The following is a 23773-nucleotide window of genomic DNA, read 5'->3' as shown; positions in this document are numbered from 1 at the left end:
TCCGGCGCCCGCGCCCAGCCGCACCCGCCCCCGCGTCACCGCAGCGCCGGCTCCCTCCGCGTCGCCTCGGCGGCCGCGGCGAGCACCGCCCCGACGTCCCCGGAGCGCTCCCAGACCGCCCGCTGGAACTGCGCTCCGGTGCCGCGGGCGAGCACGCGCCGGATCCCCTCCCGTGCCACCTCCTCCTCCCCCGACTCCTCCAGCGCGGCGCCCGCGTGCACGAGGAGCCGCGCGAGCATCTCGGCGGCCGGGACCGCGCGGCAGCTCACCGGATCGACCAGGTCGCCGCACACTCCCCACCGGCTCGCGAGCCACGCCGACACGCCGATCACCGGCGTCGGGACGGGCAGCGGAGGGATCCCCTTTCGCCACTCGCGGGCGGCCGTCGCGACGAGAGCACGGGTGAGCACGCCGATCAGCGCCGCGTCCTCGGGGTGCAGCGGCACATCCGCGAGGCGGACCTCGACGGTCGGATGGCTCCGCGACAGCCGCGCGTCGAAGTACACCATCCCCTCGTCCAGCAGCACTCCGGAGGCGACGAGGCAGTCGGTCACGCGGCGGTACCGCTCCGGGTCGCCCCAGATCTCGGACGGACCCGACGTGGGCCAGCGGCCCCACGCCTGGTAGCGGTAGCTGGCGTAGCCGGTGTCGGCCCCCGCCGCCAACGGCGAGTTCGCGCTGAGCGCCAGCAGCGCGGGCAGCCAGCCGCGGATCCGGTCGAGCACCGCGACGCCCTCCTCGGGCGAGTCGATCGCGACGTGCACGTGCAGTCCGCAGGTGAACTGCTCGCGGGCGACCTGGCCGAAGCGGTCGAGGATCCGCCGGTAGCGCACGTCGTCGGTGAGGTGCGGCTCGAACGAGGCGGGGCTGGTCGCGGTGGCGACGGCCCTCGCTCCGACGAGGCGAGCGGCGGAGTCGGCGAGCCGACGGCCGTCGAGGACGGCCTCGAGCAGCTCGTCGGCGGTGCGCTGCGGCGCCGCGACCGCCTCGATCTGCTCGGCCTTGAGCTCGGCGGCGAGCGTGCTGCGCCCCCGCACCGCGCCCGTCGCGAGCAGCGCGGGAGCCGCGGGGACCGGAGTGAAGGTCTCGGCGTCCACGAGCAGGAACTCCTCCTCGACGCCGAAGGTCCTCATGACGCACCGTCGGCGAACGAGCACCAGAAGCGGGCGAGGACGGCGGCGCCGCGCACGACCACGTCGAGGTCGACGCTCTCGTCGCTGTCGTGCCAGTGGTCCTCCGGCAGACCGGTGCCGAAGAAGACGACGGGCGCGTCGAAGAGCCGGGCGAGGAGCTCCGCGGGCCCGCCGCCGGCGTTGCCCATCCGGCCCGCCTCGTCCACGCCGTGCACCGCGCGGACCGCCGCGTCCAGGGCGTCGAGAGCGGCCGAGGGCGGAGTCCGGTACCCCTCCTGCGCGCTGTCCTCGGAGATGTCGACCACGTACTCCAGCTCGGGGTCGGCGTGCTGCTCGACGAATTCGCGCATCCGCCGTGCGACCGCGTGGATCGGCTGCCCGGGGACGGTGCGGATGCTGAGGTCGGCGCTGGCGGAGGAGGGGATCACCGCGCGGGGCATGCCCGTGGGGTCGCCCGTGAGCAGACCGACGACCTCGAGCGCCGGGCGCTCCCAGAGGCGCTCGAGCACCGACCAGCCCTCCTCGCCGCGGATGGCGCGGGTGCGGGTGCGCCGCAGCCAGTCCTCGTCGGTGTAGCCGAGCGCGGCGAGCTCGGCCCGGCGCTCGAGGGTCGGCTCGGGCACGTCGTCGTAGAAGCCGGGGAGGAGGATCCGGCCGTCCGCGTCCTGCAGGCGCGCGAGCAGCTCGGCGAGGACCAGGCCGGCGTTCGGAGCCGGACCCGAGACGGCTCCGCTGTGCACGTCCTTCTCGGTGCCGTGCACCTCGAGGTGGATCGGCAGCATGCCGCGGACGCTCGTGCAGATCGCGGGCTCGCCGGCGCGCCACTGCAGGGTGTCCGAGAACACGACGGCGTCGGGACGGAGCCCGTCGAGGCGGTCGCGGATCAGGTCCTCGAGCCCCGGCGAGCCCAGCTCCTCCTGCCCCTCGATCAGCAGCACGAGCGAGACCGGAGGGGTGCCGCCGGTGACCTCGCGCAGCGCCGCGACGGAGAAGAGGTGCGCCAGGACCTGCGCCTTCGCATCCGAGGCGCCGCGGCCGTAGAGCCGGCCCTCCCGGTGGACGGGCTGGAACGGCGAGGTGACGGTCCACTCCTCCGCCTTCGCCGCGCGCACGTCGTGGTGGCTGTAGACCAGCACGACGGGGGCGTCCGGGTCCTCGGCGGGCCAGCGCGCGATCACGGCGGAGGACTCGCCGGTCGGGTGCACCGCGACCTCGGGGAAGCCGGTCTCGGCGCAGAGGCGGGCGAGCCACTCGGCCGAGCGGCGGACGTCGTCGACGTGCTCGGCCATGCCGGCGACCGACGGGATCGCGACCCACTCGGTCAGGCGGGAGCGCAGGAGCTCGCGGCGGGCGCGGAGGACGGCGAGGAGTCGGCCGGTGTCGACCCGCGTCGCGGCGCGGGGAGCAGTGCTGTTCATGCGCTCATCCCAGCCGCCGCGACCCGGGACGCGGAGGAGGCTTGACAGCGGGACGGAGCGGGCCCGTCTGCTTGGATGAGGGGGTGAACGAGGATCTCGAGCCCGCCGCGGAGCTGTTCAAGGCGCTGTCGTCCTCGTCGCGCCTCACGCTGCTCCGACTGCTCGCCGGCGGAGAGGCGACCGTGAGCGATCTCGTCGTGCGCTCGGGGCTCTCGCAGCCGCTCGTCTCGCAGCACCTGCGGACGCTCCGCGCGGCGGGGCTCGTCTCGGTCGAGCGGGTCGGCCGGGAGGCGCACTACGCGGTCTCGGACACGCACGTGACGCACATCGTCGACGACGCGGTGAAGCACGCGCTGGAGACGGCCTGAGGGCTCCCGACTGTTGAGGATGAGTGTCATCCTCGATTGGACGCACGTATTGCAATGCGTTTATGCGTGTGGTCGACTGGGTCCGCGGCGGACAGCCGTCCCGACTCCGATCCTCCGAGAGGCACGACCATGAGCACCACCGAGACCCACGCCGAGCACGCCGTCGCCGAGCACAGCCACGGCACCGACTGCGGTCATGAGAGCGTGCAGCACGGAGACCACGTCGACTACGTGCACGGCACCCACCGCCACGCGCTGCACGACGACCACTACGACGAGCACGAGGCCGAGGCCGAGCACTCGGCCGACGAGCACGCGCACGGCGCCGACTGCGGCCACGAGGCCGTCGCCCACGACGACCACACCGACTACGTCCACGACGGGCACAAGCACGCGGCGCACGAGGGCCACTACGACGAGCACTGAGCCGAGCGGGCGCCGACTCGGGGCGATCGGGCTGCGGCCCGGTCGCCCTCCCGCGCCCCCGGGCTCCTACGCTCGACGGATGCATCTCGAACGCCGCGCGCTCGTCGCGCCGGACGGAACCCGGCTCTCGCTCCTCGACTCCGGAGGCACGGGCCGGCTCGTCGTGATCCTGCACGGCCTCGCCGGCAGCGCCGAGGAGTTCGCCCCGACCGCCCGGGCGCTGCCGGATCATCGCGTCGTGCTCCTCGATCAGCGCGGGCACGGACGCAGCGAGCAGCGTCCCTCCGACGTCTCGCGCGAGGCGTTCGCGGCCGACGTCGCCGCCCTGCTCGAGCGCGAGGGGCCCGCGATCCTCGTCGGCCAGTCGATGGGGGCGCACACCGCGATGCTCGTCGCGGCCGCGCATCCGGAGCTCGTCGACCGGCTCGTGCTGCTCGAGACCGCGGAGGGCGGCGACGGGGGCGAGGGAGTCGCGGACTGGTTCCGCTCCTGGCCGCTGCCGTTCGCCGACCGGGACGCGGCACGCGCGTTCCTGGGCGACGGGGCGCTCGCACACGCGTGGATCGCCGACCTCGTCGAAGCTCCGGACGGACTCCGCCCGCGCTTCGACCCGGAGGTGATGGCGCGGGCGATCGAACCGCTCGCCGCGCCGCGCTGGGCGGAGTGGGAGGCGGTCGCCGCTCCGACCCTGCTGGTCTACGGCGAGCACGGGATGTTCGCGGACGACGTGCGCGACGCGTTCGCCGCACGGGGACACGACGTGCGGCGGGTGGACCTGCCGGGCGGATCGCACGACGCGCACCTCGACGCGTCCGAGGGCTGGATCGCGGCGCTCCGCGAGTTCATCGGGGCCCGCCCGTGAGCTGCGTGTTCTGCGATCTGATCTCGGGCGAGGGCCGGACGACGTGGGTCGAGCAGGAGGAGGAGGCGGTCGCGTTCCGGCCGCTCCCCTCCTCCGAGCTCGCCCCCGGGCACACGCTGGTCGTCCCGCGCGAGCACAGCGCGGGGCTGCTCGACGCCTCTCCCGCGGCGCTCGCCGCGACGATGTCGCTCGCGCAGCGCGTCGGCCGGGCGATGCGGGCTGCTCTCGGAGCGACGGGAGTGGCCGTGCTGCAGGCGAGCGGCGCCTCCGCGGGGCAGAGCGTGCCGCATCTGCACCTGCACGTGGTGCCGTCGTGGGACGGCGACGAGGTGCAGTGGCCCGCTCACCGCTCGACGCACGTCGTCGACGGGGAGCCGTGGGCGCTGCTGGCCGAGATGTTCGAGTAGCGCGCCTCGGTCATACTGGCGGGCGTGCAGGACGAGGACGACGAGCGCAGGGATCTGGAGCGTGCGCTCTTCGCGCGGCCGAGCGGGGACGCCGAGGGCGAGAGCCGGCGGATCGACGCCGAGCGGCGGCTCCGCCTGGAGCAGGAGGCGGTGCGGATCGAGGCGGCACGGATCGAGGCGGCGCGGGACCCGCGTTCCGTTCCGGCGAGCGCGACGGCCGCGACTCCCGGAACCGCGACCAGGGCGGGTGCAGCTCCCGCGCCGACGGCTCCCGCACCCGCCGGAACCGCGCCGCGTCGGGCCGGGCGCGCGGCCCTGCCGCTGATCGGCGCGCTCGCGGTCGGACTCGTGCTCGGCGCGGTGGCGGTCGAGCTGCTGCCGGGAGGCGCAGGAGCCGCGACCCCGACTCCGACGCCGACCCCGCCCCTCGAGGACCGCTACTCCGCTCTCATCGAGGGCTGGGTCGTCGCTCCGGACCTCCCCGTCGGCATGGAGCTGATCGCCCGCGGGACGGACGTCTACACGCCGCAGTTCGAGACCGTGCAGGACGACCGCCTCCTGGTGACCTCGCCGGGCGGAGTGTCGCTCTGCATCGCCCTCCAGCGCGGCGACGGCTCCCTCTCGGCCGCGTGCACCGGACTGGAGGCGTTCTTCACCGCCGGGTCCCTCGACGTCGTCGGCACCGATCCGGCCGACGGCACCCCCGTCTACACGCGCGTGTCACTGCGCTCGGACGGCTCGGTCGAGGGCGGGTTCCAGCTCGTGCAGGACGGCGCGCCCGAGGCCTGATCCGGCCGCTGTCAAGCCTGGACCGTTCTTCAGAGAACCCCCGGCCGCACGCGCCAGGATGCGGGGACATCCACTCGACCGGGAGGCCGCCGTGCCCGACAGCATCCAGCACTACGACGTCGCCGTGATCGGCGCGGGGCCCGCGGGCACCGCCGCCGCACTGCGCGCCGCCGAACTCGGAGCGCGCGTGGTCGTGCTCGAGGCCGCCCGCGTGGGCGGGACCTGCGTGAACACGGGCTGCGTGCCCACCCGCGTGCTCGCGAAGACCGCGCGGATCATCCGCGAAGCGCGCACCGCCTCCGACTACGGGGTCGACGTCGGCACGCCGCGGATCGACTGGGACGCCACGGTGCGGCACGTGCACGAGCGCGTCGACAAGGTGCGCTCGATCAAGCGCGAGGCTCAGCGCTTCGAGGAGGCGGGCGCGAGCTGATCCACGAGGGGCGCGCGCGGTTCGAGGACGAGAGCACCCTGGTGCTCGACAGCGGGCGCCGGCTGACGGCCTCCTCGATCCTGATCTGCGTCGGCGGGCACTCGCGCCGCCTCCCGATCCCGGGCGCCGAGCTCGCGACCGTTCCCGAGGACGTGCTCGGGCTGCCGTCGCTGCCGCGCCGGGTCGCGGTGATCGGCGGAGGGAACACGGGCGCGCAGCTCGTGACGGTGTTCAACGCCTTCGGGTCGGAGGTGACCCTGCTCGACGTGGCGCCGCGGATCCTGACGACCTCGGACGCGAGCATCTCGGCGTACGTCTCGGCCGCCTTCGAGCGCCAGGGCGTCCACGTGAGCACGGGCATCGAGACGGTCGAGGGCATCGAGCGCTCCGACGACGCCCTGACGCTGCGCTGGAAGGACGCGGGCGAGTCGCACGCGGAGCAGTTCGACGCGGTGATCATGGCGACCGGCTGGCCCGCCGACGTCGAGGACCTCGGTCTCGAGAACGCGGGCATCGAGGTCGTCCGCTCGGCGATCCCGGCCGACCAGTACTTCCGGACCGTCGTGCCGCACGTCTTCGCGGTCGGCGACGCCAACGGGCGCGACATGCTCGTGCAGGCGGCGCAGTTCGAGGCGGAGGCGGCGGCCGAGAACGCGGTGCTCGGCGCCAACCGGCGGACGCCCCAGCACCTCCTGCCGGCGGGCGGGTTCACCGACCCGGACTACGCGGGCGTGGGGTTCACGGAGGAGCAGGCCCGCGAGCGCGACCCGCAGTGCGTGGTGGCATCGGTGGCGTTCTCGGGCGTGGACCGCGCGGTGATCGACGACCGCGAGAGCGGGTTCCTGACGCTGATCTCGGACCGGCGGCGCGAGCTGCTGCTGGGCGCGCACGCCGTGGGCGAGAACGCGATCGAGGTCGTGCAGTCGGTGACGACGGCGATGGCGGCGGGGGTCGATGTCGCGACGCTGGCGAACGTGCGGTTCGCGTATCCGACGTACAGCGCGGTGATCGGCATGGCGGCGCGGGCGCTGCTGAAGGAGCCGGCGCGGCCGACCGAGCTGGACTGACGGGCGGGCTGGGCTGCGATCTTCGGCGGTCGGGCTGCAGAGACAAGGTTCAGCGCGCCGATCCGGGGGATTTCCCGCGATCCGCGGCTCCTGGCCTTTGTTCTGCAGGTCGCACGGTTCGCAACCGAGGGTGAGGCCCTCCCGCGGACGCTTCTGGGCCGATTCCGCCGTCTCCTCCTCGGTTACGAACGGCGCCAGCGGTAGGGCGTCGTGGTCGACACCTTCACGAGGCCCGCGCGCTCGAGGATCGGGCGCGAATCCTCGGTGGAGTCGCTGTGCACGAGTCGCTTGCCGAGCGCGAGCGCGGACGCGGCTCTGGCCGCGGTGAGGGCCCGGTAGATCCCGCGGCCGCGGAAGTCCGGCAGCATCGCACCGCCCCAGATGCCCGCGAACTCGGTGCCGGGAACGGGCTCGAGGCGGCCGCCGCCGACCATCCGGCCCTCGACCTCGGCGACCCACAGCTCCATGCCGTCCCCGCGCGCGAGCCGGGCGACGAGCGCATCGGCGATCCCGACGTCGACGCTCTCGCCGAAGGCTCGTCGATCACGGCGCTCATCGCGCGCACGTCCGCCTCCGCCACGACCCGGCGGAGGGTCGTCCCGACCGGGACCTGCGCGGTCAGGGCGAGCGCCTCGAGCGGTCCGATCATGATCGACTCGGGCTCGTCGGGCGCGAAGCGTGCGCGAGCAGGGCGTCGTGCAGACCGGGCGCGGAGTCGTGCCCGCGCGTCTTCCACTCCACGGCCCGGATCGCGGGGTCGGCGGCGAAGTGCGCGAGGGCCGCCGGGACGAGCTCGCGGATCGCGGCCTCGTCGGCGCCGCCCAGGTCGCGGTAGGTGACGAAGCCGCGACCGCCGGCGAACGTGACGAGGCGGAGCGGACCCCGGCGCGCGACCGAGACGGCGCTCGGCGTCTCGGCGTCGGAGCGGAGCTGCTCGTCGTAGGCCTGCAGGTACCCGGCGCTCGTCGTCATCCGCGTCACGGTACCAGACGCCGCGTGTCGGGGGCGGTCGCTACGGTGGCGGCATGAGCTTCGCGAACGTGGGGACGCTGGGCGTCCTGTCCGGGAGGCGCGACGAGCTCGTCGCGATCCTCGTCGAGTCGAACGAGGCGCTCGCGCGGGTCGGGTGCCTGGCGTACGAGGTCGGTGTCAGCGACGAGCAGCCCGACACGGTCTTCGTGGTGGAGCTGTGGACGAGCGCCGAGGCGCACCGGGCCTCGCTCGAGCTGCCGGAGGTGCGCGACGCGATCGCACGGGCGCGGCCGCTGCTCTCGGGGGAGTTCGGCGGGTTCCGGTTCGACGTGGTCGGGTCGCCGCTGCGCTGAGGCGCCCGGGACGGCGCGCCGCGCAGCGGCCTCGAGGGGACGCGGAACGGGCCGCGAGGGGCGGTCACGGCCCGTTCCGCGTCGTCCGGACGGAGCCGGGTGGCCCGAATGGACCCGGAGCGGGCTCCAGCGGACGAGCGCACCCCGATCCGCGCCCACTCGGCGGCGCCGCGGGCCCGACCCGGCGGCACCGCCGGGGTCAGCCGCCGATCCGGCCGATCAGGTCCTGGATGAACGGGACGACGTCCTGCGCCTGGTCGACGCTGGCGAGGGCGGTCGCGACGAGCGGCCAGACCGAGCCGACCAGGGTCGCGACGACGGCGGCCACCGCGGCGACCCACGCGACCGCCGGCTTCCGCGCCACGAAGGCGAGGAAGAGGAAGGCCAGCCCGACCAGGAAGCCGATGACGATCGATGCGGTGATCGCACCGACGGGGACGTCGAGAGCGCCGGCGATCGATCCGTCGGCGGCGGCGATCAGCCCGAGGACGGGCAGCAGGACGCCGAGGACGACGAGAGCCGAGACGACGACACCGGTGGCGAAGGCGATCCAGGCGGCGCGGGGGCGGCGGCGACCACCGTAGCTGCGCAGGCGGGCCACGGGACTACTCCTCGGTCTTCGCGGGCGCGGAGGCGGGCGGGACGGAGTGGCTGCGCTCGGCGTCGCCCTCCGACTCAGCGGACTCGGCGGGCTCGGCCGGCTCGGTGGGCTGTGCCGACTCGACGGACTCGGCGGCCTCCTCCGACGGCTGCTCGACGACGACGACCACGACGGGCGCGGTGCCGTCGGTCGGAACCTCGATGATCTGCGCGGGAGCGGATCCGGCGTCGTCGCGGTCGGAGCGGGGCGCCTCGGTCTCGGAGGCGGCGTCCTGGTCGGCCGCGTCCGGGACGGCCCGCTCGCGCTCATCGGCGCGGTCCGCCTGCTCGTCGATCGCGTCGGCGGCGGAGTCGATCGCGTCGGCGGCGGAGTCGATCGCGTCGGCGGCGGAGTCGGCGGCCGCGCCGGCGGCGTCGGAGATCCGGTCACCCGCGTCCGAGAGGCGCTCGCGCGCGTCGTCGGCGAGGTCGCCGGCCTTCTCGACCAGCGAGTCGCCCTCCGCTACGGGCTCGGGCTCGATCGGATCGAACGGACCGTGCACGTCGGTGACCGTGATGTTCACGGCGATCGGCGACGCGTGGACCTGCGCGGCGGCCTTCAGCACCTGCGTGCGCGCCTCCTCCATCACCTCGGCGACGGTGCGCGGGTACTCGACGACGAGGTCGAGGTCGATGATCGTGCGGCCCTCGTCCTCCGAGATCGTGACTCCGGGGATCGTGCTGGTGCCCAGCACGGCGCGCGAGGCGCGGTCGAGACTGCGGGCGACCGGTCCACCCAGGTGGTGCACGCCGGTCACGCCGAGCGCGGTCTCGGCGACGGTCGTCGCGAGCAGGCCGTCGGGCGATCCGTCGTCGGCGCGCGCGGTGCCGAGGGCGCCGAGGTCGATCGGACGGGCGTCGTCGAGCGACACGTCCGGGTCGAGACGGAGGTCCTCGAGGCGGGCGTCGTCGAGGCGGGCGGCGGGACGGCCACCGTCGGGACGGCCACCGTCGGGACGGGCGGCGTCGATGCGGGGTTCGTCGGTCATGGGGTGCTCCTAGCGTTGCGTGCGGATGCCGGGGCGCGGGTCACGCGCTCGGGGCGAGGGTTCTGGCGCCGGTCCGGACCTGCGCGAGGCGGTGCGCGCCTCCGGCGATCGCGGCCCCGAGCAGGGGTGCTGAGACGAACACCCACAGCTGCGCGAGCGCGTCGGGACGCCGTAGACGGCGGCGGCGAGCGAGCGAGCGGGATTCACGGACGTGTTGCTGATCGGGATCGAGACCAGGTGGATCAGCGTGAGGGCGAGGCCGATCACGACGGGCGCGAGGGCCGCGGCCCGGGCCGTGACCGAGAGGATCACGGTCACGAAGACGGCGGTCAGCAGGGTCTCGGCCAGGAGGACGGCGCCGAGGCCGAAGCCGCCCGGGGAGTGCTCGCCGTATCCGTTGGAGGCGAATCCGCTCTGCTGCGCGGAGGCGAGGAAGCCCTCGGGACCGTCGGCCGCGATCGCGACGAGCGCCGTCGCTCCGAGCAGGCCGCCCGCGAGCTGCGCGAGGACATAGCCGGGCACGTCGCGCCACGGCGTGCGGCCGGCGACGGCGAGGCCCACGGTGACCGCGGGGTTGAAGTGGCCGCCCGACAGGTGGCCCACCGCGGCGATGCCGACGAGGACGCTCAGCCCGAAGGCGAGTGCGACGCCGAGGAAGCCGATGCCGAGCGTGTTCTGCTCGGTGGGGAACGCGGAGGCGAAGACGGCCGCGCCCACGCCGCCCCCCACGAGGAGGGCGGTGCCGAAGACCTCGGCGAGCAGGCGGAGGACGACGGGGACGGGTGCGTCGGCGGTCCGCTCGGCGGCGGGGGCGGTGCTCGTGCGGCTCATGGGAGCGCCTTCCGGAGGAGAGAGGGTGGGGGACAGTGGCGGTCCGCCGACGCGCACGCCGGGCGGAGGGGGGTCCGGCCCTCCGCGGGGAGGCGGAGGGGGTCCGGCCCTCCGCGGGGAGGCGGAGGGCCGGAGGGGTCAGCGGCGCGTCACTCCACCCGGGAGGCGGAGCTCATCCGGCTGCGGAGGCCGCTGACGATCTGGACGACGACGGGGGTCTCCTCGCCGAGGACCGCGTCCCAGCGGCGCACGGCGGTGTCGACCGTGCGACGCGTCTGCATGGGCGACACCCCGCGGCGGGTGTGCGCGGTGATGCGCAGCACCCGGCGGTGCCGGATGTCGAACGCGGTGACGTCGACCGAGACGATGCCCGGATCGCGCGTCAGCGCCTCCTCGAGCACCTGCTCGGCGACCTTCGCGTCGAGCGTGAGCGTGCCGCCGGTCGGAGTGGATCCGCCGGAGCCCGCCGAGACGCGCAGGAGCGTCGACGTGCGTCCGCGCCCCTGCCGCACGATGAAGCGCAGCAGCAGCAGGATCAGCACGAGCGCCACGGCCGCGGTGACCCAGAGGATCCAGGGCTGCGATCCGGACAGCGCGTCGGACGCGGGTCCGCTCGCGTCGTCCGCGGCGCTCGACACGGTCTGCTGGACGTCGGGGAGCAGCGCGCCGACGGCGACCGCTCCTCCGACCGCGAGCAGCACGAGACCGACCAGCAGCAGGAGCAGGCGGTTCAGGGCGCGGTTGGTGGTGGTCATCGGACCGATCCCTTCTCCAAGACGCGGATGCGGGCCTTGAGCGCGGGACTGACGTCGTAGCTCCCGAGCTCGGCGTCGACGGCCTCGCGGATGCTCGCCGTATCGGTCGAGACACCGCTGGTGCGCTGGACTGTGACGCCGACTCCGCGGCGTCCGACCGAGACCTGGACCTGGTCGGGATCGACACCGCCGGCGTAGGCGGCGGCGCGGGCGACGCTCTGCGCGATCACCCGGTCGTCGACCACGGCGGCCGTGCGGTCGATCCCGGCGCTGCGGCGACCGCGGCGACCGGGGGCGAACGACAGCACGACCAGCACGAAGCCGATCGCCGCGAGCACGGCTCCGGCCGCGGCGGTCAGCGCGATGGGGGCGCCGGCCGCCTGGAGCAGCGAGGACGCGCCGTCCTGCGGGGCGACGAGCAGCGCGGGCTGTCCGAGGACCGCCAGCACCGCCTCCGTGCCCAGCCACGCGAACAGCAGGATCAGGAGGATCGCCAGGGCGATCGCCGATCCGGAGCGGGACGAGTGGGTCTCGCGCCGCACGAGACGCCGGTAGAGGGCGTCAGGCGACGGATGAGCGGGAGTCGTCACGACACCCTCCTTCGTTCTCGGAGGTCGACACCGGTGATCCGGAGGTCGACGCGGCCGATGCTCGAGCCGGTCAGCTCGAGGCAGCGGTCGCGGATGGTGGTCTGCGCCTCGGCGAGCCGCTCGAGCAGCGTCCCGGAGGAGCGCCGATCGGTCTCGCCGAGCGGGGACACGCGGATCGGAGCCTGGGCGACGACGTGCAGCGAGCCGCCGTCGTCGTCGAGGTCCACCGAGACGTCGGACGGGCCGACGTCGAGCGCGTCCGCGGTGACGGCCGACACGATCCGGCGCACCGCGCGCGAGGAGATCGTCGTTCGGCCGTGGCGGGCCGGGTCGGCCATCACCGCCGCGGTCACGACGACGCCGCCCGCGGAGGGTGTCGCCGAGCGAGCGCAGATCGAGCCTGCCCTCGACGACGCGGCCGACTCCGAACCCGATGCCCATGCCCAGAGCCACGACGACGAACGCGCCGAAGCCGAGGACGATCGCCGTCAGCGCGAGGACCGCGCCGAGGACGAGGCCCGTGGTGGACGGACTCACTGAACGCGGCTCTCGGCGTCGTCGTCCTTGTCGTCCGAGGGGATGTGCACGTCGGCGACGGTCACGTTGACCTCGGTGACCTCCATGCCGACGACCGAGGAGATCGCCTCGGAGACGGCGGTGCGGATGCTGTCGGCGAGCTTCTGCAGCGCGACGGGGTACTCGGCGACGACGGTGATGTCGGCGGCGACCTGCTTCTCGCCGACCTCGACCGAGATGCCCTGGCCGCGGTCCTGCGCGTTGATGGCGTTGCGGATGGCGCCGAGGGCGCGGGCCGCTCCGCCGCCCAGGTCGTGCACGCCGGGGACCTCGCGGGCCGCGATGCCGGCGACCTTCTCGACGACGCCGTCGGCGATCGTGTTCTTGCCGGTCGAGGTGGCGGTGCCGTGCTTGGCCGAGCCGGTGGCGAGGGTGCCGGGGGTGACGTTGCTCATGATCTTCTCCTGTGACGACGGGGTCGCGGCCCGGAGACCGCGGTGCCGGCGAGGTGCGGCACACGATGAAGACGTGCGCCCGGCGGTGGTCGTCCTGCCGCATCAGGTGGTGCGCAGGCTTCGGGGGTGCGGGGCGCGTTCCGCGGCCAGCGGCCTCCACACCCCGTGCCGGGGTGCTCGCTCGGCGGCCAGGGCTCTCCACAGGCGCGGCGGGGCTGCCGGCGGGTGCCGGTTCGATCCGCAGGGGATGCGCGGGGTGGGCAGCGGAGGCGAGCGGAGGAAGGGGCTCACCCGGCCGGATCCCCTGCAGACCGTGCGTGCACCTGCAGACCGTGCGAGCACCTGCAGATCGCCGCCGTCGACGGGAGCACGCCTCGCCGCGGCTCCTGGTCGAACCGAAGAGGGGGGATCACGGGAGGCCGCCGGCGGATAGCGTTCTCGCGCGGTGACGGTCCTGCGACAGGCGGACCGGCGCCGGGCGCCCCCTCGCGCTCGTCGACCGCGGACCCCCCTCTCCCGCGCTCCGCGCGGCGCACACGGAAGCAGTCACGTGACCCGCAGAAGAACGGTCCCCGCCTGGAGCGCGGTCGTCACGGCACTCGCCCTCATCGCCCTCGGCGCTCCCGGTGCGACGGCGGCCGAGGCGGGGTCCGCCTCGTACAGCCGCTACCTCGTGCGCACGGCGGCGGGGACGACCGCGACCGGCTCCGTGCCGCTCGATCGGATCCTGCACCGCTACAGCCGCGCGCTGACCGGCTTCGCCGCCGAGCTGACGAGCACCGAGGCCGCCGCTCTGCGCCGGCTCCCGTCCGTCGTCGACGTCACGGCGGACGTCGTGTCGCGGGCGAGCGCCGAGCAGACCGATCCGACCTGGGGTCTCGACCGCATCGACCAGCGCACGACGACCGGCGACTCCGCGTACCGATACGCGACGACAGGGTCCGGAGTGACCGCCTACGTCCTCGACACCGGTGTGCAGGCGAGCCACGACGAGTTCGGCGGACGGGTGGGCGGCGGAACGGACCTCGTCGACTACGACGACGACGCCCGGGCCGACTGCAACGGCCACGGCACCCACGTCGCAGGCACGATCGGAGGAGCGTCCTCCGGCGTCGCGAAGGACATCCGGATCGTCCCGGTCCGCATCTGGGACTGCTCCGGCCAGGGCTGGATGAGCGACATGGTCGCGGCCCTCGACTGGGTCATCGGCGCGCGGACCGGCCCGTCCGTGATCAACATCAGCGGCGGCGGCGGCGAGTACGCCCCGCTGGACGAGGCCGTGCAGCGGGCCGTCGACAGCGGGATCCCGGTCGTGGTCGCGGCGATGAACGACGCCGTCGACGCCTGCGCCGTGAGCCCCGCCCGCGCGCCCGCCGCCCTCACCGTCGGCGCGACGCAGCAGGACGACGGGCCCGCCTACTACTCCAACCACGGACCCTGCCTCGACGTCTGGGCGCCGGGATCGTCCGTGCTCTCGGCCGCGCCGTGGTCGGACTCGGCCACCGCCGTCCTGAGCGGGACGTCCATGGCGGCCCCGCACGTCTCGGGCGTCGTCGGCCGGCTCCTCCAGGCCGAGCCCTCGGCGACCCCGGCGCGCCTGACCGCGCTCGTGACCTCGACCGCCACGTCGGCGATCCAGGACCAGCACGGATCGACGAGCCGGCTCCTGTACGCCGCGGGCGCCACGGCCCCGCTGTCACCGACCTCCGTCCGCGCGACCACGGGAACCGCGGACCGCACGGCGACGCTGACCTGGGCGCCCCCGACCTCCGACGGCGGCTCGCCCGTCACCGGCTACCGGGTCTCGCGCACCGGGACGGACGCGGCGGGCAACGGCCCGTGGTCGACGGTCGTCCCCGCGACGGCGCGCTCGCAGCGCTTCACCGACCTGGCCGCCGGGTCGTCCTACGAGCTGAGCGTCCGGGCGATCAACGCCGTCGGGAGCGGAGCGACCGGATCGGCCGCGGTCACCGTTCCGCGCGTCACCGTCCCGGGAGCGCCGACCGCCGTCACCGCGATCGCGAACGCCGGGGCGCGGTCCGCGACCGTCAGCTGGTCGCCGCCCGCGTCGGACGGCGGCTCGCCCGTCACCGGCTACCGGGTCGCGCGCGACGGCACGGACGCCTCCGGCGCAGGACCGTGGTCCACCGTCCTGCCGTCCTCGGCGCGCTCGCAGACGTTCACCGACCTGCGGACGGACGCGGGCTACGCCTTCACCGTGCAGGCCGTCACCGCGATCGGGACGGGACCCGGCGCGACCGTCCGCCTCGCGCCGAGCACCCCTCTCACCTCCGCCGTCCCGACGATCACGGGCAGCGCGCGAGTGGGCTCGACCCTCACCGCGGACCCGGGGGTCTGGGGTCCCGCTCCGGTGGCCCACGCCTACCAGTGGCGGGCCGACGGCTCCCCGCTGAGCGGGGCGACCGCCGCCACGTACAGGCCCTCGAGCGCGACGCTCGGCAAGGCGATCACCGTCACGGTCACCGGGACGAAGACCGGGTACGCGGCGGCGAGCCGCACCTCGTCGGCGACCGCGGCCGTCGCCTCCGGCACTCTGACCGCGGCGACGCCGACCGTCTCCGGCACCGCGAAGGTCGGCTCCGTCCTCACCGCCGTCCCCGGCGCGTGGGGGCCCGCTCCGGTCTCGTTCACCTACCAGTGGAAGGCCGGCGGAACGGCGCTGACCGGCGCGACGGGCAGCACCTACACGCCCTCCAGCGCCACCCTGGGGAAGACGATCTCCGTCACCGTGACGGGAGCGAAGACGGGCTTCACGACCGCCACCCGCAGCTCGGCGCCCACCGCGGCCGTGGCGGCCGGCACGATCGTCGCGTCCGCACCGACGGTCACCGGCACGGCGAAGGTCGGTGCGCTGCTCACGGCGAGTCCCGGCGCCTGGGGTCCGGCGCCGGTCACCGTCTCGTACCAGTGGCGGACGAACGGGACCGCGATCAGCGGCGCCGTCTCGTCGACGTACCGGCCGACCAGCGCCACCGCCGGCACGAGGATCACCGTCACCGCGACCGGGAAGAAGGCCGGCTACACGACCACCGCCCGGACCTCGGCGACCACGGCCGCCGTCGTCCGGTAGCGGGCGGCGTCCACGACTCCCGACCGCCGCGCCTCGGAGGCCTTGTGCTATTGTAAGGACATAACCAGCCCCTCTCGAGGAAGTCGTACACCGTCGTATGAGCAGAGCACTCCCGCGCGCCACCGCCCCTCACCGGGGCGACCGATGAAGGCGTCCGTCGCCGGGGCCCCCGTCAGCTTCGGCGTGTTCGAGCTCACCCCCGAGGGCGCCGAGGTCGTCGGCCCCGACGAGCTGGTCGACGTGCTCGCCGAGACCGGCTACACCGGAGTCGACCTCGGCCCCGTCGGCTACCTCGGCCGCGGCGCGGAGCTGCGCCACCGCCTCGAGCGCGGCGGACTCGACCTCGCCGGCGGCTGGATCCAGCTCCCCTTCTCGGACGACGAGGCCTTCACCGCCGCGCTCCCCCAGCTGCACGAGACGCTCCGGATCTTCTCCGAGGCCTCCGAGGGCGGGCCCGCGCGGCTCCCCCTGCCGACCTTCGCCGACGACGGCTCGGACGCGCGACGCGCCTCCCCCGGTCGCGGCGCCGAGACCGATCCGCTCGGCGAGGAGCGCTGGTCGACCCTCGTCGCCAACGTGGAGCGCGCCGTGGAGCTCACCCGCGCGGCCGGCTTCGAGCCGACCTTCCACCACCACGCCGGCACGTTCATCGAGTCGCCGGAGGAGATCGACCGCTTCCTCGGCGCGGTCGACATCGGCCTCACCCTCGACACCGGCCACCTCTTCATCGCCGGCGGCGACCCCCTGCTCGCCGTCGAGCGCTGGGGCTCGCGGATCAACCACCTGCACCTCAAGGACGTCGACCTCGCCGAGCTGCAGCGCGTGCTCGCCGCGGGCGGAGGGATGCGCGAGGTCTGGTCCTCCGGCTCCTTCGTCGCGTTCGGCCGCGGCGACATCGACCTCGCCGCCGTGATGACCGAGGTCGACCTCCTGGGCTACGACGGCTGGATCGTCGTCGAGCAGGACGTCCTGAACGCGCCCGACGCCGTGATCTCCGAGTTCCGCGACGAGCGCGGCGCCGACCAGCGCGTCAACCGCGACGCGCTGCGCGACTGGGCCTGACCCCTCCTCCCGCCCTCTCCCGGGCACCCGACGCCCTTCGGGGCAGCAAGGACAAGTGACGTGACCACGACCCCGCTCCGCTTCGGACTCATCGGCACCGGCCGCATCGGCCAGGTGCACGCCGCGAACATCGCCGCGGACCCCGAGGCCTCCCTCTCCTGGGTCTGCGACCCGTTCGTCGACGGCGCGAACGCCGTGTCGGCCCGCTACGGCGGCACCGTGACGACCGACGCGGCCGAGATGTTCGCGTCCGGCGGCATCGACGCCGTGCTGATCGCCTCGCCCACCGCGACCCACGTCGACCTGCTCGAGGCCGCGATCGAGGCCGGGATCCCGGCGCTCTGCGAGAAGCCGATCGACCTCGACATCTCCCGCGTGGACGCTCTGCTGCCCCGCGTCGAGTCCTCGGGCGTTCCCATCGCCCTCGGCTTCAACCGCCGCTTCGACCCCGCCTTCGCCGAGGCGCGGGCGCGCGTGGCGGCCGGCGAGATCGGCGAGCTCGAGCAGCTCTCGATCATCAGCCGCGACCCGGCGGCGCCGCCCGCCGCGTACATCGGAGTGTCGGGCGGCATCTTCCGCGACATGACGATCCACGACTTCGACATGGCCCGCTTCTTCCTCCCCGACATCGTCGAGGTCACCGCCACCGGCACCACGACCTTCGACCCGGGCGCCCGCGAGCACGGCGACTTCGACACCGCGATGGTGACCCTCCGCTCCTCCTCCGGAGCCCTGGTCTCGATCACCAACTCGCGCCACAGCGCCGTCGGCTACGACCAGCGGATCGAGGCGTTCGGCGCGAACGGCTCGCTGCAGGTGTCGAACTCGCTCACCAGCCTCGTCAGCCTCTCGACCGCGTCGAGCGTCGAGGCGAAGCCGCCGTACCAGGACTTCTTCCTGGAGCGGTACTCCGCGGCGTACATCGCGGAGCTGCGCGCGTTCATCCGCCTCGCCCGCGGCGAGGAGTCGACCAGCCCGACGTTCGCCGACGGACGCGCGGCGCTGATCCTCGCCGACGCCGCGGCCCGCTCGGCCGTCGAGCGCGTCTCCGTCGCCGTCGAGCTCTGAGACCGCGATGACCGTGCGCCTGGCCGCCTCGGCCGAGATGCTCTTCCGCGAGCTGCCCGTCGTCGACCGCGTCCGCCGGCTCCACGAGCTCGGCTTCGAGGTCGAGATCTGGGACTGGTCGACGAAGGACCTGCCCGCCCTCGCCGCCACGGGGGCGACGTTCTCGTCGATGACCGGGTACCTCACCGGCGATCTGATCACTGCCGACGGCATCGCGGAGCTGCTGCGCACCGCGGAGCTGTCGCTCGCCGCCGCCGAGACGATCGACTCCCCGCGGCTCAACCTGCACGGCACGGGGCTCGACCCCGACGGGCTGCCGGTGCGCCCCGGGACCGATGTGACGGCCCAGGAGCGGGAGCGGGCGGTCGACACCCTCGCCCGGCTCGCCGCGCTCGGCGAGCGGCACGGGCGCGTCTTCACCCTCGAGAACCTCAACCTCGCCGTCGACCACCCGGGCGTGCCGTTCGCCCGAGCCGAGGACACCCTCGCGCTCGTCAGCGCCGTCGACAGCCCGGGGCTGCGCCTGAACCTCGACCTGTACCACGCGCAGATCGGCGAGGGGAACCTGATCGAGCTCGTGCGCCGCGCCCTGCCGTGGATCGGCGAGATCCAGGTCGCGGACGTGCCCGGGCGCTGCGAGCCCGGCACGGGCGAGATCCGGTACTCCGCGATCGCGGACGAGCTGCGCGCGCTGGACTACGACGCGTCGTGGGCCTGGAGGCGTGGCCCTCGGGCGACTCCGACACGGCTCTGGAGCGCTTCCGCGCGGCGTTCGCCTGACGACGTCTCGGGGTGCGCCTCCCGGGTGCGGGGGTCTCGATACGCCCCTGCGGGGCTACTCGACCAGCACGAGCGGCCCTGCTGATCGAGCAGGCCGCGCAGCGGGCGTATCGAGATCCACCGACGACGGGAGGGGGGCGGGGCGCCGAGCGCTCCCGCCCCCCTCCGTCGTCTCAGAGGTCGTACGTCGTGTCGCCCTCCACGCGCCCGACGCTCTCCCACGCCCGCGCCCGGTCGCTCCGCACCGCCGCCTCGACGATCTCGGCGGCCGACCAGGCATCGGCGGCCGACGGCGCCAGCTGGCGCCCCTCCAGCACCGAGCGCAGGAACAGCTGCGCCTCGATCGTCTTGAGGTCGTCGAAGCCCATGCTCGTGCCGGCTCCCGGCTGGAAGCGGGCGAAGTCGCCGAAGCCCGGCTGCGCCATGATCGTGCGGTAGCCGCTCGTGTCGTCGGCGAACTGCAGCTCGTTCAGGCGCTGGAAGTCCCAGCGCAGCGAGCCCCTCGTGCCGTACACCTCGAGCGCGTACTCGGCGCGGGGGCCGATCGCGACCCGGCTCGACTCGAGCACCACGACGGCGCCCGACTCGAAGCGGCCGAGGAGCGCGGCGTAGTCCTCGTTCTCGACGGGACCGGTCGCCCCGCCCTCCTCGCCCTTGCTGAAGTGCCCCGCCGCGCCGGAGCCGGGCAGCGGCCGCTCGCGGATGAACGTCTCGGTGAGGCCCGTGACGGAGTCGATGCGCCCGGCGACGAACTGAGCGAGGTCGGCGCCGTGCGACAGCAGGTCGCCCAGCACGCCGGAGCCCGCCCGCTCGCGGACGAAGCGCCAGGTCAGAGCGCCGAGCGGATCGGCGGAGTAGTCGGCGAGCAGGCTCACCCGGACGTTGGTCACGGTCCCGATCGCGCCGGAGCGCACGAGCTCGCGGGCGCGCGCGACGGCGGGCGCGTGGCGGTAGTTGAAGCCGACCGAGGTGACCACGCCGGCCGCGGCGGCGGCGCGCGCGATGTCGGACGACTCCGCGGCGGAGCGCCCCATCGGCTTCTCGATCCAGAACGGCTTGCCCGCCGCGGCAGCGGCGAGCGCCACCTCGCGGTGCAGGAAGTTGGGAGCGCAGATCGACACCACGTCGACCTCGGGATCGGCCAGCACCTCGCGGTAGTCCGCGGTGGTGCGGCGGTAGCCGAGGACCTCCTCGGCGCTGCGGCGGACTCCTGGGTCGGTGTCGGCGGCCGAGACCAGCTCCACGGTGGCGGGCAGTTCGGGATAGTGGTCTCGGACGGCGCGGTACGCCCGCGAATGCAGGCGCCCCATCCATCCCAACGAGACCAGGCCTACTCCGATGCGGGGCGTTGAGGACACGATGCTCCTGACGTACTCGACTCTGAACAGCCCCAGCCTAGCCCAATGACAGAATGTATTGACATGACGGATCCTCTCGCCCATACTCGACCCGACACCGACGTCACCCCGGACCGTCCTGCACGACGTGATCCGAACCGAAGGGACTTTTCAATGAAGAAGCGATTCCTCGCCGGCCTCGGCCTGGCGGCGGCGACCGGAGTGCTCCTCACCGGCTGCACCGGAACGGGCCAGGAGACCGCGGCGACCACCACCGAGGGCGGCGACCTCACCTACGCGGTCGTCACCCACTCCGGACCCGGCGACGCCTTCTGGGACCGCGTGAAGTCCGGCGCCGAGGCGGCCGGAGCCGACTACGCCGCCACCGTCACCTACAACTCCGACCCCGACCCGGCGAAGCAGTCGCAGCTCATCGACAACGCCGTCGCGCAGGACGTCGACGGGATCGTCGTCTCGATGGCCAACCCGGACGGCGTCCGCGACAGCGTCGAGAAGGCCGTCGCGGCGGGCATCCCCGTCGTCACGATCAACTCCGGCATCGAGCGCTCGGCCGAGTTCGGCGCCCTCACGCACATCGGCCAGAGCGAGTCCGTGGCCGGCGAGGCCGTGGGCACGCGGCTCGCCGACGCCGGTCTCACCAACGCGCTGTGCGTGATCCAGGAGGCGGGCAACGTCGGCCTCGAGGAGCGCTGCGCCGCCGCCGCCAGCACCTTCGGCGGCACGATGACCAACCTGCAGGTCGACGGCACCAACGACGCCGAGGTCAAGGCGACCATCAAGTCGAAGCTGCAGGCCGACCCGTCCATCGACGGAGTGCTGACCCTCGGCGGCCAGTACGCCATCGACGCGGTCGGTGCGGTCGAGGAGTCGGGCAGCAGCGCGCAGATCGGCACCTTCGACCTCTCGGAGGACGTCGTCTCGGCGGTCGAGGCCGGCAGCGTCCTCTTCGCGGTCGACCAGCAGCCCTACGTCCAGGGCTTCCTGGGCGTGACCGCGCTCGAGCTCTACGCGACCAACGGCAACATCATCGGCGGCGGCCAGCCCGTCTACTCCGGCCCGGCCTTCGTCACCGAGGACAACGCGGCCGAGGTCGCGGAGTTCGCCGCCAACGGCACCCGCTAGAGCGCGACCCGCTCCAGACCCCCACGGGGGCCGGTGCGCCCCGCGCCCGGCCCCCCGCTCGTCCCACGAATCAGGAGTCCCCGTTGACGACGACAGACATCGTGACGATCGCGACGAGGCCCCGCCTCGAGCGGCGTCCCATCCGCAAGATCCTCGCCAGGCCCGAGACCGGCGCCTTCGTCGCGGCCCTCGCCGTGCTGGTGTTCTTCTCCCTCTACACCCCGCAGTTCCTGAGCCTGGCCGGAGCCGGCGTCTGGCTCGAGTCGGCCTCGACCTTCGGCATCATGGCCGTCGCCGTCGCCGTGCTCATGATCGGCGGCGAGTTCGACCTCTCGGCCGGAGTGATGACCGGGTTCTCGGCGCTGATCGTCGGCATCCTGACCACCCACTACGGACTGAGCATCTGGGTCGCCGTCCTCGTCTCGCTCGTCGTCTGCCTCGGCGTCGGCGCGCTCAACGGCGTCCTCGTGATGAAGACCGGGCTCCCCAGCTTCATCGTGACCCTCGGCACCTTCTTCGCCCTCGCGGGCATCGACCTCGCCGTCACCAAGCTCATCACCGGGCAGGTCGCGATCCAGGGCATGACCCAGGTCCCCGCGTACGACTCGATCCAGCCGCTCTTCGGCGCCTCCCTCCAGATCGGCAACGGCACGTTCTACGTCTCGGTGCTCTGGTGGTTCGTCGTGACCGCGGTGGCCACCTGGCTCCTGCTGCGCACCCGCGCCGGCAACTGGGTGTTCGCCGTCGGCGGCGCCCTCAACTCCTCGCGCCAGGTCGGCGTCCCGGTCTTCAAGACCAAGATCGGCCTGTTCATGGGAACGGCCGGAGCGGCGTGGCTGGTCGGCATGATCTCGCTCTTCCGCACCTCGACGGTGCAGGCGAACACGGGCGTCGGCCAGGAGTTCATCTACATCATCTGCGCGGTCGTCGGCGGCTGCCTGATGACCGGCGGCTACGGCTCCGCGATCGGCGCCGCCCTCGGCGCGCTGATCTACGGCATGGTCTTCCAGGGCATCACCTTCGCCCAGTGGGACACCAACTGGCTCCGGACGGTCCTCGGCGGCATGCTGCTCGCCGCGGTCCTCCTGAACAACTTCGTCCGCACACGAGCAGGAGGCGGGCGATGAGCACCGACACCGCAGGACCCTCGACCGGGCGACCGGCCACCCCGAAGACCCCGGTCGGCACGACCATCGTCGAGGTCAGGGACATCGGCAAGAGCTACGGAGCCGTCAACGCGCTCGCGGGGGTCTCGACCACCGTGAACGCAGGCCAGGTCACCTGCGTGCTCGGCGACAACGGCGCGGGCAAGTCGACCTTCATCAAGATGCTGGCCGGCGCCCACACGCCCACCGAGGGCACGCTGCTGCTCGACGGCCAGCCGATCACCTTCGCCTCGCCGCGCGCCGCCCTCTCGGCCGGCATCGCGACGGTCTACCAGGACCTCGCGGTCGTGCCGCTCATGCCGGTCTGGCGGAACTTCTTCCTCGGCTCCGAGCTGACGACGGGCGTCGGTCCGTTCCGCCGCCTGGACGTCAAGTCGATGAAGCAGATCACCTTCGACGAGCTCGCCCGCATGGGCATCGACCTCCGTGACGTCGACCAGCCCATCGGCACCCTCTCGGGCGGCGAGCGCCAGTGCGTCGCGATCGCCCGCGCCGTCCACTTCGGCGCCCGCGTGCTGATCCTCGACGAGCCGACCGCCGCGCTGGGCGTCAAGCAGTCCGGCGTGGTGCTGAAGTACATCGCCCGCTCGCGCGACGAGGGCCTCGGAGTGGTGTTCATCACCCACAACCCGCACCACGCGTACCCGGTCGGCGACCGCTTCCTCCTCCTGAACCGCGGCACGAGCCTCGGCAACTTCGAGAAGAGCGAGATCTCGCTGGCGGAGCTCACCGGCCTGATGGCCGGCGGTGCCGAGCTCGACTCGCTGGCGCACGAGCTGCAGCGCGAGATGCCGGACTCCCCGGTGGCCCGCGAAGTCGCCGCCGAGGCCGGGGTGGCCACGACGCCCGCGGGTGCGCCCCGGGCCTGACGAACCACCCCTCCGCGATCCGTCGCGATCCGCTCCCCTCCCCTGCCCGGGAGGAGCGGATCGCGGCGGATCGTTCTCGTGGGGGCGGCGGGCGCTGTCTGTGCAGGGCGTCGGCGCGCGGCCGCGGGGTGCGCGGCGACCTTTGCGAGACGGCCACGACGGTTCCGACCTCGACGGCATCGATCCGTCACAGACGGCCGGCCGCCCCGCCCCGCAGCGGCCACTCACGCCGGATCAGTCGGCGGATTCCCGGC

Annotated in this window: 28 protein-coding genes; 16 read left to right on the top strand and 12 right to left on the bottom strand. The window is 73.9% G+C overall.

Annotation, left to right across the window (positions count from 1 at the left end):
* Positions 1–35: 35 nt before the first annotated feature.
* Together B0T42_RS01060 and B0T42_RS01055 are read right to left on the bottom strand one after the other, a co-directional pair.
* On the bottom strand, positions 36–1133 hold the full coding sequence (locus B0T42_RS01060; RefSeq protein WP_077221589.1) for a carboxylate-amine ligase: 1098 nt from the start codon (positions 1131–1133) through the stop codon (positions 36–38).
* Positions 1130–2551, bottom strand: coding sequence for a M20/M25/M40 family metallo-hydrolase (locus B0T42_RS01055; protein WP_077221588.1), 1422 nt, complete (start codon positions 2549–2551; stop codon positions 1130–1132). Before B0T42_RS01055 ends, B0T42_RS01060 begins: the two co-directional genes overlap by 4 nt.
* 83 nt (positions 2552–2634) lie before the next feature.
* Between B0T42_RS01055 and B0T42_RS01050 the strand changes: the two genes are divergently transcribed.
* From B0T42_RS01050 to B0T42_RS01025, 7 genes are all read left to right on the top strand, one after another.
* Positions 2635–2919, top strand: coding sequence for an ArsR/SmtB family transcription factor (locus B0T42_RS01050; RefSeq protein ID WP_077221587.1), 285 nt, complete (start codon positions 2635–2637; stop codon positions 2917–2919).
* A 129-nt stretch (positions 2920–3048) separates the two neighbouring features.
* On the top strand, positions 3049–3345 hold the full coding sequence (locus tag B0T42_RS01045) for a hypothetical protein (protein WP_055785068.1): 297 nt from the start codon (positions 3049–3051) through the stop codon (positions 3343–3345).
* 79 nt (positions 3346–3424) lie between these two features.
* On the top strand, positions 3425–4207 hold the full coding sequence (locus B0T42_RS01040; RefSeq protein ID WP_077221586.1) for an alpha/beta fold hydrolase: 783 nt from the start codon (positions 3425–3427) through the stop codon (positions 4205–4207).
* Positions 4208–4212: 5 nt separating this feature from the next.
* The gene (locus B0T42_RS01035; RefSeq protein ID WP_201788460.1) at positions 4213–4614 is read left to right on the top strand and encodes an HIT family protein; all 402 of its coding nucleotides are present in this window, start codon (positions 4213–4215) and stop codon (positions 4612–4614) included.
* Positions 4615–4638: 24 nt separating this feature from the next.
* Positions 4639–5403 (top strand): hypothetical protein, encoded by a 765-nt coding sequence (locus B0T42_RS19805; protein WP_077221585.1) that lies wholly within the window; start codon positions 4639–4641, stop codon positions 5401–5403.
* 91 nt (positions 5404–5494) lie between these two features.
* On the top strand, positions 5495–5836 hold the full coding sequence (locus tag B0T42_RS22110; protein ID WP_274703328.1) for an FAD-dependent oxidoreductase: 342 nt from the start codon (positions 5495–5497) through the stop codon (positions 5834–5836).
* A gap of 41 nt (positions 5837–5877) precedes the next feature.
* Positions 5878–6903 (top strand): FAD-dependent oxidoreductase, encoded by a 1026-nt coding sequence (locus B0T42_RS01025; protein WP_158077999.1) that lies wholly within the window; start codon positions 5878–5880, stop codon positions 6901–6903.
* A 182-nt stretch (positions 6904–7085) separates the two neighbouring features.
* Here B0T42_RS01025 and B0T42_RS22530 read toward each other — a convergent pair whose 3' ends face one another.
* Together B0T42_RS22530 and B0T42_RS22525 are read right to left on the bottom strand one after the other, a co-directional pair.
* Positions 7086–7370 carry a GNAT family N-acetyltransferase gene (locus tag B0T42_RS22530; RefSeq protein WP_446737341.1) on the bottom strand — a complete coding sequence of 95 codons (285 nt, stop codon included), beginning with the start codon at positions 7368–7370 and terminating at the stop codon, positions 7086–7088.
* Between the two features lie 178 nt (positions 7371–7548).
* Positions 7549–7875 carry a hypothetical protein gene (locus B0T42_RS22525; RefSeq protein WP_446737340.1) on the bottom strand — a complete coding sequence of 109 codons (327 nt, stop codon included), beginning with the start codon at positions 7873–7875 and terminating at the stop codon, positions 7549–7551.
* Positions 7876–7928: 53 nt separating this feature from the next.
* Here B0T42_RS22525 and B0T42_RS01015 point away from each other — a divergent pair, with 53 nt between their 5' ends.
* The gene (locus B0T42_RS01015; protein WP_077221584.1) at positions 7929–8228 is read left to right on the top strand and encodes a putative quinol monooxygenase; all 300 of its coding nucleotides are present in this window, start codon (positions 7929–7931) and stop codon (positions 8226–8228) included.
* Between the two features lie 199 nt (positions 8229–8427).
* On the opposite strand, the gene B0T42_RS01010 is transcribed toward B0T42_RS01015, so the two are convergent.
* The 6 genes from B0T42_RS01010 to B0T42_RS00985 all read right to left on the bottom strand — a co-directional run bounded on the left by B0T42_RS01010 (position 8428) and on the right by B0T42_RS00985 (position 12310).
* Complete coding sequence (locus B0T42_RS01010; RefSeq protein ID WP_077221583.1) at positions 8428–8829, bottom strand: hypothetical protein; 402 nt, start codon at positions 8827–8829, stop codon at positions 8428–8430.
* A gap of 4 nt (positions 8830–8833) precedes the next feature.
* A complete protein-coding gene (locus B0T42_RS01005; RefSeq protein ID WP_077221582.1) occupies positions 8834–9856 on the bottom strand; it encodes an Asp23/Gls24 family envelope stress response protein in 1023 nt (340 codons plus the stop codon).
* 9 nt (positions 9857–9865) lie between these two features.
* Entirely contained in the window at positions 9866–10687 is an 822-nt protein-coding gene (locus B0T42_RS01000; protein ID WP_342418185.1) for an aquaporin, read from the bottom strand.
* A gap of 149 nt (positions 10688–10836) precedes the next feature.
* A complete protein-coding gene (locus tag B0T42_RS00995) occupies positions 10837–11442 on the bottom strand; it encodes a hypothetical protein (RefSeq protein WP_077221581.1) in 606 nt (201 codons plus the stop codon).
* Positions 11439–12032, bottom strand: coding sequence for an Asp23/Gls24 family envelope stress response protein (locus B0T42_RS00990; RefSeq protein WP_077221653.1), 594 nt, complete (start codon positions 12030–12032; stop codon positions 11439–11441). Before B0T42_RS00990 ends, B0T42_RS00995 begins: the two co-directional genes overlap by 4 nt.
* Positions 12029–12310: a hypothetical protein gene (locus B0T42_RS00985; RefSeq protein ID WP_236720047.1), complete on the bottom strand. Its 282-nt coding sequence runs from the start codon at positions 12308–12310 to the stop codon at positions 12029–12031. Before B0T42_RS00985 ends, B0T42_RS00990 begins: the two co-directional genes overlap by 4 nt.
* Here B0T42_RS00985 and B0T42_RS22155 point away from each other — a divergent pair.
* Positions 12297–12572 carry a hypothetical protein gene (locus tag B0T42_RS22155; protein ID WP_173892270.1) on the top strand — a complete coding sequence of 92 codons (276 nt, stop codon included), beginning with the start codon at positions 12297–12299 and terminating at the stop codon, positions 12570–12572. The genes B0T42_RS00985 and B0T42_RS22155 overlap by 14 nt on opposite strands.
* On the opposite strand, the gene B0T42_RS00975 is transcribed toward B0T42_RS22155, so the two are convergent.
* Positions 12566–13003, bottom strand: coding sequence for an Asp23/Gls24 family envelope stress response protein (locus B0T42_RS00975; protein ID WP_077221580.1), 438 nt, complete (start codon positions 13001–13003; stop codon positions 12566–12568). The two genes, B0T42_RS22155 and B0T42_RS00975, sit on opposite strands and share 7 nt — an antisense overlap.
* 550 nt (positions 13004–13553) lie before the next feature.
* Between B0T42_RS00975 and B0T42_RS00970 the strand changes: the two genes are divergently transcribed.
* The 4 genes from B0T42_RS00970 (at position 13554) to B0T42_RS00955 (ending at position 19089) form a co-directional block, all read left to right on the top strand.
* Positions 13554–16094: a S8 family serine peptidase gene (locus B0T42_RS00970; RefSeq protein ID WP_158077998.1), complete on the top strand. Its 2541-nt coding sequence runs from the start codon at positions 13554–13556 to the stop codon at positions 16092–16094.
* A 144-nt stretch (positions 16095–16238) separates the two neighbouring features.
* Positions 16239–17156 (top strand): sugar phosphate isomerase/epimerase family protein, encoded by a 918-nt coding sequence (locus B0T42_RS00965; RefSeq protein ID WP_077221578.1) that lies wholly within the window; start codon positions 16239–16241, stop codon positions 17154–17156.
* A 60-nt stretch (positions 17157–17216) separates the two neighbouring features.
* Positions 17217–18224: an inositol 2-dehydrogenase gene (iolG, locus tag B0T42_RS00960; protein WP_077221577.1), complete on the top strand. Its 1008-nt coding sequence runs from the start codon at positions 17217–17219 to the stop codon at positions 18222–18224.
* A gap of 7 nt (positions 18225–18231) precedes the next feature.
* A complete protein-coding gene (locus B0T42_RS00955; RefSeq protein WP_236720039.1) occupies positions 18232–19089 on the top strand; it encodes a TIM barrel protein in 858 nt (285 codons plus the stop codon).
* A gap of 88 nt (positions 19090–19177) precedes the next feature.
* On the opposite strand, the gene B0T42_RS00950 is transcribed toward B0T42_RS00955, so the two are convergent.
* The gene (locus tag B0T42_RS00950; protein WP_269087477.1) at positions 19178–20362 is read right to left on the bottom strand and encodes a Gfo/Idh/MocA family protein; all 1185 of its coding nucleotides are present in this window, start codon (positions 20360–20362) and stop codon (positions 19178–19180) included.
* Positions 20363–20515: 153 nt separating this feature from the next.
* On the opposite strand from B0T42_RS00950, the gene B0T42_RS00945 reads away from it, so the two are divergent.
* The 3 genes from B0T42_RS00945 (at position 20516) to B0T42_RS00935 (ending at position 23519) form a co-directional block, all read left to right on the top strand.
* Positions 20516–21484 (top strand): substrate-binding domain-containing protein, encoded by a 969-nt coding sequence (locus tag B0T42_RS00945; protein WP_077221575.1) that lies wholly within the window; start codon positions 20516–20518, stop codon positions 21482–21484.
* 83 nt (positions 21485–21567) lie between these two features.
* Positions 21568–22611 carry an ABC transporter permease gene (locus tag B0T42_RS00940; protein WP_077221574.1) on the top strand — a complete coding sequence of 348 codons (1044 nt, stop codon included), beginning with the start codon at positions 21568–21570 and terminating at the stop codon, positions 22609–22611.
* Positions 22608–23519 carry an ATP-binding cassette domain-containing protein gene (locus B0T42_RS00935; RefSeq protein ID WP_077221573.1) on the top strand — a complete coding sequence of 304 codons (912 nt, stop codon included), beginning with the start codon at positions 22608–22610 and terminating at the stop codon, positions 23517–23519. Before B0T42_RS00940 ends, B0T42_RS00935 begins: the two co-directional genes overlap by 4 nt.
* The last annotated feature ends 254 nt before the right edge of the window (positions 23520–23773 follow it).

The sequence above is a fragment of the Rathayibacter rhapontici genome (genome assembly GCF_001995175.1).
GTDB lineage: Bacteria > Actinomycetota > Actinomycetes > Actinomycetales > Microbacteriaceae > Rathayibacter.
This window is presented reverse-complemented; position numbering and strand designations above follow the sequence as displayed.

Excerpts from the sequence above, each read along its gene's own strand:
- B0T42_RS22530 (WP_446737341.1), bottom strand. The coding sequence starts at position 7,370 with ATGGAGCTGTGGGTCGCCGAGGTCGAGGGCCGGATGGTCGGCGGCGGC.
- B0T42_RS00995 (WP_077221581.1), bottom strand. The coding sequence starts at position 11,442 with ATGACCACCACCAACCGCGCCCTGAACCGCCTGCTCCTGCTGCTGGTC.
- B0T42_RS01015 (WP_077221584.1), top strand. The coding sequence starts at position 7,929 with ATGAGCTTCGCGAACGTGGGGACGCTGGGCGTCCTGTCCGGGAGGCGC.
- B0T42_RS01060 (WP_077221589.1), bottom strand. The coding sequence starts at position 1,133 with ATGAGGACCTTCGGCGTCGAGGAGGAGTTCCTGCTCGTGGACGCCGAG.
- B0T42_RS00965 (WP_077221578.1), top strand. The coding sequence starts at position 16,239 with ATGAAGGCGTCCGTCGCCGGGGCCCCCGTCAGCTTCGGCGTGTTCGAG.
- B0T42_RS01045 (WP_055785068.1), top strand. The coding sequence starts at position 3,049 with ATGAGCACCACCGAGACCCACGCCGAGCACGCCGTCGCCGAGCACAGC.
- B0T42_RS01005 (WP_077221582.1), bottom strand. The coding sequence starts at position 9,856 with ATGACCGACGAACCCCGCATCGACGCCGCCCGTCCCGACGGTGGCCGT.
- B0T42_RS00945 (WP_077221575.1), top strand. The coding sequence starts at position 20,516 with ATGAAGAAGCGATTCCTCGCCGGCCTCGGCCTGGCGGCGGCGACCGGA.
- B0T42_RS22525 (WP_446737340.1), bottom strand. The coding sequence starts at position 7,875 with ATGACGACGAGCGCCGGGTACCTGCAGGCCTACGACGAGCAGCTCCGC.
- B0T42_RS01040 (WP_077221586.1), top strand. The coding sequence starts at position 3,425 with ATGCATCTCGAACGCCGCGCGCTCGTCGCGCCGGACGGAACCCGGCTC.
- B0T42_RS01000 (WP_342418185.1), bottom strand. The coding sequence starts at position 10,687 with ATGAGCCGCACGAGCACCGCCCCCGCCGCCGAGCGGACCGCCGACGCA.
- B0T42_RS01055 (WP_077221588.1), bottom strand. The coding sequence starts at position 2,551 with ATGAACAGCACTGCTCCCCGCGCCGCGACGCGGGTCGACACCGGCCGA.
- B0T42_RS00975 (WP_077221580.1), bottom strand. The coding sequence starts at position 13,003 with ATGAGCAACGTCACCCCCGGCACCCTCGCCACCGGCTCGGCCAAGCAC.
- B0T42_RS00955 (WP_236720039.1), top strand. The coding sequence starts at position 18,232 with ATGACCGTGCGCCTGGCCGCCTCGGCCGAGATGCTCTTCCGCGAGCTG.
- B0T42_RS00935 (WP_077221573.1), top strand. The coding sequence starts at position 22,608 with ATGAGCACCGACACCGCAGGACCCTCGACCGGGCGACCGGCCACCCCG.